This window comes from Vreelandella halophila, from assembly GCF_009856365.1.
Taxonomy (GTDB): Bacteria; Pseudomonadota; Gammaproteobacteria; order Pseudomonadales; family Oleiphilaceae; genus Halospina; species Halospina utahensis_B.
Genome location: NZ_WMEX01000012.1, coordinates 24,565 through 36,880, shown reverse-complemented (window position 1 = coordinate 36,880; position 12,316 = coordinate 24,565). Strand labels below are relative to the sequence as shown.

Below are 12,316 nucleotides of genomic sequence, written 5' to 3'. Positions count from 1 at the left end.
GACCGCATTCCAGTCTGGGATACCAGACACCGCTGGAGTTCGCGGCGCAACATCGAACCGGGCAATCGAAGCCCAAAACTTGGGACATCACTAAGTAGTGAGTGGTCAAGTTACTGGGGGCAGGTCAAGAAAATGAGATTCTGCGGCAGCTCTGTGAGCTGGTTTATCCTGCCGGCCTGAAGTGAGCACCCCTGGTCGTTATGGTATTCAGTGATTAGGACTTAAACCTTGCCTCTCAATATATTCCTCAAGGGTGCTTAGGTCACTGTTAATTAACGCGTTTTCTGATGGATCGTAAGGTAAATCCATCGAATCAATTACAATGAAAAGCCCTCCAAGAACGTACACCACAAGAAACGATGCTAGAAGTCCTGTTAGTCCCGGGATCGTGAGTATTACGGTAGATATGTATATTATTGTTATATTCTTTAGGGCGGAGTCATAGACTTCTGGTGTTTTGGTTTTTGTCTTATGTAAAAGTAGTCGGGCGCTCTGGTGTAGTCCAAGCCAAATCGGTCCCGGTATTTGGTTTACAAAAGACTCTTTCATGGATTGGTTTTCGTTTTCAAAGTCAGTAATGGGCTTTTGTTTGGTTATAGTCTGGTGGATCTCAATGATCCATTTATTTAGCGGGGTTGCATCTTTAATGTGAGCTTTTGCAGCTTCGGCGGAACCAATTAAATTGGTTATCTGTTCTTCGAAGTTATACATTCTGTTCTGGACAGTGGCAAGTTTCGTAGATAATAGAACGCCAATGGCAAAACCCACTACCGATACGACTGTTCCCAAGCCAGGTATTGATGGCCAATAACCGATCCCTTCTGAATAGATCAATAATGCTTTGATCGAGAATGCAAGAGCCATATATGGACCAATTCGTGATATGAGCGATAGCCCCCAGTGATCTAGTTTCTCAATATGCTTTACGAATTTGAGTGTCCGTAGAAGGCGTATCATGCGAAAACCCCGAAGCCATGCAAGGGTCTTACCATCAACGCTTATAAAGAGACCAAGCCAAGTAGGCAAGATCGCCAAGATATCTATCAAAAACGATGGGGTTAAAAGGTAGTCTTTGGGTCGGGGCCTTGTAATTATTCTGGCAATGGTTTCAGCTGTAAATATAAGGGTTATGGCCCATTCAGTATACAGGAATACGGCTTTGTTTTCGTTGTAAAATTCTGTGTATTGGGCTGATATTGATAGCTGCACTATGGATATAACTATCAGTATAAGTATAAATAAGAATACAGATGCCTGCCCCCGTGATTCGGGGTCGAATAAGGCCTTTTCGGTCCAAGTCAAGGGGGTCATTGTGTTTATGTCTCGCTTGTCTGTTTGTTTCGGGACAATAAATATGGCGTGTAGTGTAGGCGAAATTCGGGGGTCTTCAAAAAGCGGAAAGTTGCTCAGGATTAGTAGTTGAGCGAGGGGAACGGCTCTTAGTACACCCTCTTGCCTTTTCGCAGGTGTGCTGTGTGCAGGTCGGTTGGATTCGATGCCGGACTGAGTCGGCAAGGTGGCAGTGGCTCTGAGTCAGCTCGGAACCTCCCGTAAAGGCTTTGTGGCTCTAGGAAGTAGATTGTGTGCCAGCTCAGTGGGTGGAGAGCAGGCAGTGTGAATCTTTGGGATACCGTCCCTGTTACGAAACGTGACACTACGATCTCAATTATAAACGGCATAAAGACCTCTTCGGTCTATAGTGTCCTTAGCGATAAGTGAACTATGCCAAGGGGCGATCTATGAGCCGTTTTCAGAAGTTTAGGGACAAGGTGACCGACGCCGCGTCGCAGTGGAAAGAGCAAGCGTCCGAGTGGGCTGAGTCTGCATCAGAGTACGTAGAATCCGCAGCTGAAGGTGTTGGCGAGCTCTTTGACTCTAAACTCCATGAGACTGGCCCCAACTACTGCTCGTGGTGTTGGGAGAAGCACGCTTGTACCCCTGTCGAGTCCTCGAACTTTTCCCGGAATGTTTATCGGTGTGACGGGTGTGGGAATGAGATTGTTAAATGCCGCGCCTGCAATAACTACGCGAAGTTTCGAAACACAGCGGAGGTTGAGGGGCAGACCGACGCAGATGGAAATACGAGGGAGACGGAGCCGGAGTTTCCCTGGGGTTGGGAAAACCAGTTCTGTGCTGTTCATTCAGGTACAGTCGCCAACTTTGAACATCTCAATGACACGTTAGGTGAGATTACAGAATTTAAACCCATCTTTGAACGTGAGGGACGCAATTTCAGAACAATCAGTACCACTGCGGCAGGCATGGTTGGTAGTGCTGCCATTATAGCGCCGCTGGCGGTTGTTGCTGCGCCGGCAGCCGGTGCGGCTGTTGGCTCTTTCTACGGCCTTTCGGGTGCTGCAGCAACCAGTAAGGGCCTCGCGGTACTGGGCGGCGGTGCTGTTGCCTCAGGTGGGTGGGGTATGGCTGGCGGGGTAGGTGTCGTCACCGCAACAGGGGCCGCGCTGGGGGGTAAACAGGGAGGTGCTCTCGCCAATGGTTATTTTGGCGATGTTGACGGTTTTGACACTGAAAAATTGAAAGATGGTGATGGACCAACCGTCATCTGTATTAATGGATTTCTTACGGAGGGGATCCAGTCAGCTTCGCTGGAGTGGTTGCGCGAGACCGTGGACCTTTTTAGTGACCAGAGGATCGTGCATCTGCAGTGGGAGTCGAAAAGGCTTCTGGATATCGGTCAGTCTTCTGCTGGGCCAGCAGCTTGGGCCGGAATGAGTAAGTTTGGCGTGAGAGGATTCAAAAATGCGGCGAGTGCAGCCTTGCCAGTGGGCGCCGCTCTGAGTGCTCTAGGGATTGCCAGTAACCCTTGGTCCATTGCACGAGTGAAGGCTATGGAAACCGGGGCAATACTTGCAGATCTGATTGCCAGAACGGATCGGCGTTATGTCCTTGTAGGCCATTCATTAGGAGCACGTGTGATCTATTTCTGTCTGAATGCGCTGAATCAGGCGAAGGAGGAGAAGGGGATCTTCGTCGAGGAGGCCCACCTTTTAGGGGGGGCAGTAGACACCAATTGTTCCAAGGACGACGATGTTCGAGCGGAGGCGGAACAAGCAGACGAGAACATCGATTGGAGTGCTGTATCTGGAGCCGTAAATGGCAATATTTGGAACTATTACTCTGAGAATGACGATGTTTTGAAATACCTTTACACGGCCGGAGAGCTCTGTCGGGGAAAGCCGGTTGGCCGCAACCCAATCTACAATTCAAAAGTACGCAACATAGATGTATCAGCGTGCGTGGGTGGGCACGGCGAGTACATCGAGAACCTCCGGAATATATTCAAGCAGGGCGCGCAGTAGGTGGGATTGACCTTCACTCGGTCGCTTTTGACTGAGTCAAAGCACTATCCTCGAAGGTAGTGCTTCCAAGTTTTCCGCTATCCGTTGGAAGAGATTAACGCTTTGGGGTAAGTCCAGCCTATGGAAAGGGCAACTCCTTGATCCACGCAGTTTCGCACGAGTGTGATTAAAGCTAGACCTGAGAGCGACATAACTTGTCGCACTTGCTGCTCACAATGGGTATCCATCAGGAGGTGCCCATGAGCGAACCGAAGCACACCCCCGTCACGCCGGAGGCCACCGGCGGACTACGCATCAAGGATTCATCGGAAGGCGAGCTGAGCCTTGGCCATGCAAGGCTCCAGGCGCTCGACCTGATCCAGGCGCCGGCGCTAGAGACACTCCAGATCACGGAGAAAGCCGCTGGCACGCCGCTGCACCTTATGATCGATGGCCTGCCCAGCCTCAAACGCCTGGATCTTCCTGCCTCCGACCACGGTACGGTTCTGCATCTGGCCGGGCAGAAGCCGCCACAGGGCCTGCGTATTGAAGGGGCGGTGGGGCAGATTGATGGTGACTGGCAATCGGTCCGTTTTTACATGGAACGCGAGCCTTCACAGCTTCCCTGGCAACGAGTTCGAGTGGTTACCCCCGCCGAGGTTGATGGGCTCACCCCGGGGTATGGGCTGGTGGTTGTCGTTGGCGATCCGGAGGATGCCACTGAGACCCTTCACCTACGGGAAGGCGACGATTGGCTCCTGCTTGGAATGGAGGGGCTGGCGCAGTTGAAGGTGGATGCATCGGGGCGCGTCTGTGTGCAGGGGGCTCCAGAGCTGACCACCATCCAGGGCAATGCCGCCAGCACGGTTCTGGACGTGGTGGATGCCCCCGTGCTCAATCGGGTCTCCGGGGCAGGCCATAACCTGAGTCTGCGACAGGAACACCCTTCCGCCAGCACCCTGACCATTGCCGGAAGTTGGGCGGAGGCGAACCTGCGTTGCCCCCACCTGGAGGCTCTGGATTTTCCGAACGCCCAGGCACTCACGCTGTATTACTGCGAACGCCTCAAAACCGTGGAACTGCCCTTGGGCGTTCCCACGGACTGCTACGGGAGCGTGCCGGATTCGCTGCTCAACGGCTCCCGGCTGTTCATGGATGAATCCACCCTCCGCCGCCACCTGACGGCCATTCAGGACGGCGACCACAGCCATGTGAACGGACTGCTTCGGGCTCTGGCCCACCGCTATAGGCGCAATGAAGTGGTCACGGGGCTACGCTCACTAAAATCCCTCTGTGATGCCGGTGTTGATCCCACCAGCGTCTGGAACGCGCGTCAGGAACTACTGGCACGCCAGCTCAAGCGGGGGAACCGTAAACAGTCCCTCGAACTGACTCGTGGTGAACTCCAGCGTTCTGAAAAGAACTGGGCCTGGAACCTGCCAGAGGATCTCGCTCAGGAGGCATTGCTGGCCGACCTCGGCATCTGGCGCTACTGCCGGGCGCAGTGCGAATCGGCACAGCACTACACCGCTGTGCTTGTAAGCCAGGGGCGCTCTGTGACCGCGCTCAGCGCGCTGGTGAACCATGCCCTGCAGCAGGAGGCTGACGCCCAGGATCAGAAGGTCATGGCTGATGCCCTGCAACAGACTGCGGAATCCTCCATGGGGCGGGAACTGAGTCGAAGCCGTGAAGGTCGTGCCCTGGCGCGGCGGCTGGAATGGCTCGTGCAGACAGACCGTGTTTCCGCCCCCATGTGCAAATCCATCCTGGAACTGCTGACGACCGGGCTGAACCTGAAAACGCTGTTGGCGGTGTTTGAGCGGCTGCTTGCCCACCAGCCCACCGAAATACGCATGCGCGCGATCCGGCTCTCCCAGGCCAGCGATGAATGGATTCAGCAGGCCTTTGGGCTGGGAACCGATCCACAACGCCTGCGCAGCACCTTTCTCCAGCTGGCTCTGCGCCCGGAACCCGTTTCAGAAACCGAGGAGGCCGAATGACCACCACAGCCGCACCCGAACAGATCAAACAGATCCTTATCCACCAGGTCCAGCTTCTGGACAAGCAGCCCGAACTGGCTCATGAGCTGCCCCCGATTATGCTCTGGGGCCCGCCAGGTGTGGGGAAAAGCACATTGGTGCGTGATGTGTGCCAGGAGCAGGGCATCCACTTCATGGACCTGCGCCTCGCCCAGCGTGAGCCCGTGGACCTGAGGGGGCTGCCCGTGCCCAAGGACGATCATGTGGACTGGCTGCTGTCCGGTGAGTGGCCGCGTGATCCGGAAAGCCGCGGCATCATCTTGTTCGACGAACTCACCGCCGCTGATCGCTCCCTGCAGGTGGCCGCCTATGAAATGATCCTGGATCGACGCCTGGGCGATCTCTACAAGCTTCCGGACCAATGGCTGGTGGTGGGCGCCGGTAACCGCAGCGAGGACCAGGCCGTAGCGCACACCATCTCCAGCGCGCTGGCCAACCGGTTCTGCCACCTGGAGCTGGAAGCCGGTCTGGAAACCTGGTGTCAGTGGGCCTCCCGCGAGAGGCTGCATACGGATGTCATCGCCTTCCTGCGTTTCCGCCCGGAATGCTTCTTTGCCATGGAAGGTGACCTGGAGCGGGGCTGGCCGAGCCCGCGGAGCTGGACGCGCGTGGCGCAGACACTCAGCCACGGTGGGGATGAGCTTCCCGAAGACAGCCTGAGCCTGATGATCCAGGGCCTGGTGGGGCAGGGCGCCGGTACCGAATTCCTCGCCTTCCGCCGCCAGTCCAGGGATCTGCCGGACATCGAGGCGATGCTGGAAGGGCGGATTGAGCCTGAGTTCCCGGAGCGGGCGGACCAGCGCTACGCCTTTGCCACCGCGCTGGCCCAGTACCTGTGGAAGGGCCCGAAAGAACACCGGCAGACACGGGTGGAGCGCTTCTTCCGCATCAGTGAGGTCATGAGCTCTGATTTCGCGACTCTGGCGATGCTCGATGCCATGGAGGGAGCGAGCGCCAACCAGCGCGAACAGCGGGCCGAAGCCCTGCTTGGCCATGCCCGTTTTGCCCAGTGGAGCCAGCAACACGGGGCCGTCTTCAGCCGCCATGTGAACCTGCAGGGAGATGCCGCATGAGCAGTGCTGCCGGGCTCCAACCAACAGGGACCCTGACGGAGGCGGACCAGGCCCTGAAACACCGCATGCTCAAACAGCTGGAGGATGAGCGTCTCCTACTGCTGACGGTGCAGCCGTTCACCGCCAAGCTGCTCATGCACCTAAACCTCCAGCCGGTGGTGGACGACCGCCTGCCCACTGCCGGAACGGACGGAGAGACCCTGTTCTTCAACGCCCAGTTCATGGCGGGCCGCAGCGCTGAAGACCAGCGCTTCATACTGGCCCATGAAGTCTGGCACTGCGCTCTGGGGCATTTCCGCCGCCAGCTCGGACGGGATCACGACCGCTGGAACCGCGCCACCGACTACGAGATCAACCAGCTGCTCAAGGAGATGCTCCGCCACTGCCCGGAGGATGCTCTCTATGCTCTTAAATTTGAGGGGCAGTCCGCTGAAACCATCTACCAGCAACTGGAATCGGATCCTGGGCGCAATCAGGGCTTGCCCATCGACACACACGACATCATGGGGGCCCATGCACAGCCGGCCAACACCAAACTGGATCCCGATTTCATCCCGAGAACACCAAAGCATGCAGATGCTGACCGCTGGCGCCAGCGCCTCATCAGCACCGCGCAGCAGAGCCGCAGTGGCTTTGGGGACCTGCCGGGTGCCTTGCAGATTGTTGTGAATAAAATCCGCAATCCCACTATCGATTGGCGCACGCGTCTACTACGATTCCTCCAAAGAACAACGCAGGGCGGGCACGACTGGAGCCGACCCAACCGCCGTCATATCCACCGCGGGTTATACCTGCCCAGCCGCCAGGGCGAGGCGCTCAACATTGCGGTAGCGATCGACGCGAGCGGGAGCTGTGTGAATCAGGTGCCGCAGTTTCTGAGTGAACTGTATGGGATTCTGAAGCGCTTTGACCGGGTGATGGTGCGGGTGCTGACGTTCGATACGGAGATTCGGCGGGATGATACGTTGACCGAGCAGGATCTTCATCAGCTGCAGGATTGGGAAGTATCTGCAGGCGGTGGCACGAGCTTTGTACCCGTTTTTGGGGCCCTTGAGAAAGAGCAGCCTCGGGCGCTAGTTATGTTTTCAGATGGGATTGGGTGCGGCCACGAGCGGATCATACCTTTTCCGTTGATTTGGATCGGCAGGGAGGAAAGAAACTCGTGAGTGAGCCCAATACAGACCATGAAATCGCGGAATCTGAAGCACCCGCTGAGAATGCCGGGCAAAGTTTGAATACACCCGGTTTTGTTCTTGGGGTTTCCGTTATTGGCCTGAGTGTTCTGACAGGCTTTTACATGGGGAAACATGACATTATCGCCGCGCTGCTGGTGGTGATCGTGGCGTATCTCATATTCATGCGTGTATACGACCTGCGAATGGGCATAAGAAACGTTGCCAAGGATCTTTTTCAGCCGGGATCTACGCCCCATAATTGGCTCTCAAAACAAAAGTCGGCTCTGCAGCTTGGCGCGGCTTTGTTTTTCAGTGTGTCATTGGCTGTGGGCTTCGCTGTCGTACTAAGGTCGTTGCACGAAATACATTCAGCTTTTGTTATTTACCCGCTTTTAACAGCAGCGTGTATTTATCTGGGGTTCTTCCGCAACAAAGACTTGGTCACCGATAGTCTGTCTGAATCTATGGGAAGCGAGGACAACAAAAAGCTGGTCCAGAGCCTGATCAGGATTGGCTATTCGTTCGTTGTTCTCAACCTAATTCTTGTATTCATACTGTCGGCCTACGATGTCCATCTTTTCTATAGTGAGCCTTATCTTTTTAACGAATACCAAGAAAAGGCACACGAGCGCGGAATCCAGTTTAACGGGGATAATAAGGTCTCTCGTGTCTTTGTGAATCTGGGGGTCGTTCTTGATACTGTCAGGTCTGCCGCTGTTAATGAAAGCTTGAAGGAGCTGGACTTTGAGAGAAACGTTAGTGCCTTCTTTGTCTTCTACCTTCTTATCGGCGTATTGAACTTTATTAAATTCTCACCCTTGTCGCTGGGTGTGGTTTTGATCTACTTTTCAATCCGCGTTCGATATCTGGAGCGGCTGCAAAAACTATTTGGAATAATCACCGCCAAGGCTTTTGCTGCATGGCGTTTAGTGAAATCTTTGCGTAAAAGAAAACAGATAGAGGAAAAAAATGATGCGAGCTAAGTTTCTGGTCTTTCTGGCTTTTCCGATGCTTGTCGGATGTGACGCGTACGACAAGTACATGGGGTACGACGATTTGAAGGAAAAATATGATGAAATTCAGGAAAAGCACGCGACGATCAAAGAGGAAAAAGAAAAGCTTGCGGAGCGCGTCAAAAAGCTCGAAGGCCAAAATACCACACTTGAGAGTCAAAATGCTCAACTTGAAGAGAAAAATACCAAGTTAAAGAAACTGTCTGGCGACACAGAGAAGTTGAAAAGCCTCTTCAGTACTGACTCCTAAGTTTAGTATGCGCGGCAACTCCCTACGCCGTTAAGTTGTGGCTTGCGAGCCTTCGATCTCACTGAAACGTGATTCGAAGTAAGTCAGTATCATTCGCTCAGATCTATATAGAATCGGACGCTTGGCATTTTTCTTTAATGGGGCTTCGAAGAGCGAATGTAGTGGCGTCGTCGGTCTGGGTCTTGCGGTGCCTCCTGTCAGGCACAGGCAGCGTAAACCTCGAATCTATGAATAGATGAGAGCGTCGCGCTAGCTGTCTAGGGAAGCTCTGAGAAAGCCTCCAAGCTGGGGTCTGCTGGCGGTGATGCTTCGCGTTCGATGGATGCAGCTGTTCTCCGACCTATCCGGTCCAGCGGTGGAAGAGGGTAAAACCCTATCGAAATGCTTCTTGAAGTCTGTATTTCCGTATTTGATAGAGCGACACTGATTGTCGTTCTATGGCCGCATGCTCCGGTAGTTTTCTACACCGTTGCAGCACTAAGCTTACCTGCAGAAACGACCATTCGACGCCCTAGTACCCAGGTACTATCCTGCGTTGGCGCATAACTCACTGATGCGTGACTCATAGGGAAGGAACAAAAACCATGGAGCAACAACCCGCCCCAGGAATGCGAGTCGAGATCCGCGATGCGGAGTGGCGGATCAAGCGCGTGGATTACAGCTCCGATGGCGGCTATGTGTTGAGCTGTGAAGGCCAGTCCGAGCTGGTTCGGGGCCGGGAAATACCCTTCCTGACAAAGCTGGAAAGCGTTCGCGTTCTGGATCCCCGTGAGACCGAGCTGGTCGATGATACCAGCGGTAACTTCAGCGCCAGCCTCCTTTATATTGACTCCCAGCTGCGTAAAACCGCGCCATCGGATGAGCAGCTTCATCTTGGCCAGCACGCCGCCATCGATCACATGAATTATCAGCTGGAACCGGCACTCCAGGCGCTGCAGCAACCTCGCCAGCGCATTCTGATTGCCGATGCGGTCGGCCTGGGCAAGACACTGGAAGCAGGCATTCTTACCAGTGAGCTGATTGCGCGCGGCCGTGGCAAACGCATTCTGGTGCTGGCTACTAAATCCATGCTCGGTCAATTCCAACAGGAATTCTGGAGCCGTTTCACGATTCCCCTGGTTCGCCTGGATTCAGTCGGGTTACAACGTGTGCGGAACCGCATCCCGGCCAACCATAATCCGTTCCACTACTTCGATCGCTCCATCATTTCCATCGATACCCTGAAACAGGACATCGAGTACCGGCATCACCTGGAGCAGGCGTATTGGGACATCATCATCATCGATGAGGCTCACAATGTGGCCGATCGGGGCAGCAACTCGCAGCGCTCCAAGTTGGCGCGCTTGCTCTCGACTCGATCGGACACACTGATGATGCTCTCGGCGACACCGCACGATGGCAAGGCAGAGAGTTTTGCGAGCCTGGTGAACATGCTCGATCCCACAGCTATCGCCGACCCGAAGAACTATCAGAAACAGGATTATAGGGATAAGGGCCTCGTCATCCGGCGTTTCAAGAAGGATGTGCGGGACGAACTGCGTGGCAACTTCCCTGAGCGGGAAATCGAGGTGGCCAGTACCCGCGCAACAGCCCCCGAAGAGGCGGCCTACGACCAACTGACAAACGTCTCTTTCCATAACCTGGACGGCCGGGGTCAAGGCGCAGGGCAACTGTTCCGGACCACTCTTGAAAAAGCACTTTTCTCCAGTCCACAAGCCTGTCTGTCCACCGTTAGAAATCGCATGGACCGGCTCAACAAGCGGCTGGAGAAAGAGCGTGACGACGAAAAGGTAACCACCCTGGTTGAGGATATCGACACACTGCAGGGGCTGGCATCGTCGCTGGAAGCGATCACGCCGGACCAGTTCTCCAAGTATCAACTCCTGAAGGACCAGATCCGGGAGCTGGGCTGGACGGCGAAGGATACCGAGGATCGCCTGGTTATCTTCACGGAAAGCATCGTCACCCTGGAATTCCTCAGAGACCAGCTTCCCGGCGACCTCGGCCTTAAGGATAAACAGACTGCTCTCCTGCGCGGAGACATGGTCGACAAGGATCAGATGGATACCGTCGATCAATTCAATCGCGCGGAGAGCCCGATCCGCCTCCTGATCTGCTCGGATGTGGCCGCCGAAGGCATTAACCTTCACCACCTCTGCCACCGGATGATTCACTTCGACATTCCCTGGTCGCTCATGGTCTTCCAGCAGCGGAATGGCCGCATCGACCGTTATGGCCAGACTCGCCAGCCGCAGATCCGCTATCTGCAGACCGAGAGTGATAACGCCAAGGTGCGGGGCGACCAGCGAGTGCTGGAAGTGCTGGTGAACAAGGACGAGCAGGCCAGTCGCAATATCGGTGACCCGTCTGAGTTCATGGGCCTCTACGATGAAGATGCGGAAACCGAGAAAGTCGCAGAGACACTGGAATCCGATGAAGCCGGCGGCTTCGACCTGGCCAGCGTCTTCGAGGAGATGCTCGATCAACAGCAGGAAAACAGTGAGGGCCCGCTTGCCAATTTCACGCCGGAAACAGGCCTTGCAAGCCAACAGCAAGCGGTCAGTCCGTTGCCTCGGGTCTTCCCCAGTGGGCTGGAGTACGCGAAAACCGCCATCAGTTGGCTAAGGGAAAATGGCGAGTCGCTGTCTCAGGATACGGAAGTAGACGGCCAGTTTTTCCGGATACAGGCGCCTGAAGACCTCAAGCAACGGCTCAAATTTCTGCCGTCCGAGGTCTGTGGCAAAGACGATTACTTTGTCCTCACCCCGGAGAAGGAGCGCATCGACGAAGAAATCCGGCGCACCCGCCAGGAAGAGGACGCCGCCTGGCCCTCGATCCACTATCTGTGGCCGATTCATCCCGTCATGGAGTGGCTCTCGGACAGGGCCCTGAACGCCTTCGGTCGCCATACCGCGCCTGTTCTGCGCCTGACCGGCAAACTTGGCCAGGATGAGCATATTGTGCTGGTTCACGGGGGCTTCCCCAACCGGCGTGGCCACGTGCTGGTCCAGGACTGGGTGGGCTTTCGCATCCAGGCAGGCGAAGTTACCGAACGACTCAACTGGGATGAGCTGCAGAGCCGGTACAATCTGCGGCCCAATCAAATCCCGAACCCCGGCAATACCGGCGAGACGGCTTCGCTTCAATCGCTGCTGCCAGTGGCGGTCCGGGCGGCGGAACAGCACCTCAAAACGTTGAAAGAAAACTTTGAGGCGGAGCGTGGACCAGAACTGGAAAAACAGTACCAGCGGCTGCGTGAACTCAAAGGCGAACATGAGCAGCAGTTGGAAATGGAACTGTCCCAGTCGGGAGAGACGGAAACCAAGAAAACCCGTAAGCGCAACGAGCGTCAGCAACAGATTGACCGCGTCTTCGACGATTACCGCGATTGGCTGGACAACACCCAGAAGCTTGAGAACAAACCCTACATCCAGGTCGCTGCGGTCCTGACGGGAAAGGAGGCATAA

The 12,316-nt window shown here is 55.3% G+C and carries 8 protein-coding genes; 7 read left to right on the top strand and 1 reads right to left on the bottom strand.

The genetic code is table 11. The features are described from left to right. Positions 1-207 precede the first annotated feature (207 nt). Complete coding sequence (locus GLW01_RS15350; protein WP_160899659.1) at positions 208-1,311, bottom strand: ion transporter; 1,104 nt, start codon at positions 1,309-1,311, stop codon at positions 208-210. A gap of 428 nt (positions 1,312-1,739) precedes the next feature. Between GLW01_RS15350 and GLW01_RS15345 the strand changes: the two genes are divergently transcribed. The 7 genes from GLW01_RS15345 to GLW01_RS15315 all read left to right on the top strand — a co-directional run bounded on the left by GLW01_RS15345 (position 1,740) and on the right by GLW01_RS15315 (position 12,316). Further along, positions 1,740-3,320, top strand: coding sequence for a DUF726 domain-containing protein (locus GLW01_RS15345; protein WP_160899658.1), 1,581 nt, complete (start codon positions 1,740-1,742; stop codon positions 3,318-3,320). Positions 3,321-3,559: 239 nt separating this feature from the next. Continuing rightward, complete coding sequence (locus GLW01_RS15340) at positions 3,560-5,299, top strand: hypothetical protein (protein ID WP_160899657.1); 1,740 nt, start codon at positions 3,560-3,562, stop codon at positions 5,297-5,299. Next, complete coding sequence (locus GLW01_RS15335) at positions 5,296-6,411, top strand: ATP-binding protein (protein WP_160899656.1); 1,116 nt, start codon at positions 5,296-5,298, stop codon at positions 6,409-6,411. The genes GLW01_RS15340 and GLW01_RS15335 overlap by 4 nt, the downstream gene beginning before the upstream one ends. A 65-nt stretch (positions 6,412-6,476) precedes the next feature. Then, positions 6,477-7,577: a vWA domain-containing protein gene (locus GLW01_RS15330; RefSeq protein WP_160899655.1), complete on the top strand. Its 1,101-nt coding sequence runs from the start codon at positions 6,477-6,479 to the stop codon at positions 7,575-7,577. Beyond that, on the top strand, positions 7,574-8,569 hold the full coding sequence (locus GLW01_RS15325; protein WP_160899654.1) for a hypothetical protein: 996 nt from the start codon (positions 7,574-7,576) through the stop codon (positions 8,567-8,569). Before GLW01_RS15330 ends, GLW01_RS15325 begins: the two co-directional genes overlap by 4 nt. After that, entirely contained in the window at positions 8,556-8,849 is a 294-nt protein-coding gene (locus GLW01_RS15320; protein ID WP_160899653.1) for a coiled-coil domain-containing protein 22, read from the top strand. Before GLW01_RS15325 ends, GLW01_RS15320 begins: the two co-directional genes overlap by 14 nt. 584 nt (positions 8,850-9,433) lie before the next feature. After that, the gene (locus GLW01_RS15315) at positions 9,434-12,316 is read left to right on the top strand and encodes an SNF2-related protein (protein WP_160899652.1); all 2,883 of its coding nucleotides are present in this window, start codon (positions 9,434-9,436) and stop codon (positions 12,314-12,316) included.

Bases quoted from the DNA above. Each gene is read 5' to 3' on its own strand.
- GLW01_RS15330 (WP_160899655.1), top strand. From the start codon at position 6,477: ATGCTCAAACAGCTGGAGGATGAGCGTCTCCTACTGCTGACGGTGCAG.
- GLW01_RS15335 (WP_160899656.1), top strand. From the start codon at position 5,296: ATGACCACCACAGCCGCACCCGAACAGATCAAACAGATCCTTATCCAC.
- GLW01_RS15345 (WP_160899658.1), top strand. From the start codon at position 1,740: ATGAGCCGTTTTCAGAAGTTTAGGGACAAGGTGACCGACGCCGCGTCG.
- GLW01_RS15340 (WP_160899657.1), top strand. From the start codon at position 3,560: ATGAGCGAACCGAAGCACACCCCCGTCACGCCGGAGGCCACCGGCGGA.
- GLW01_RS15350 (WP_160899659.1), bottom strand. From the start codon at position 1,311: ATGACCCCCTTGACTTGGACCGAAAAGGCCTTATTCGACCCCGAATCA.
- GLW01_RS15320 (WP_160899653.1), top strand. From the start codon at position 8,556: ATGATGCGAGCTAAGTTTCTGGTCTTTCTGGCTTTTCCGATGCTTGTC.
- GLW01_RS15315 (WP_160899652.1), top strand. From the start codon at position 9,434: ATGGAGCAACAACCCGCCCCAGGAATGCGAGTCGAGATCCGCGATGCG.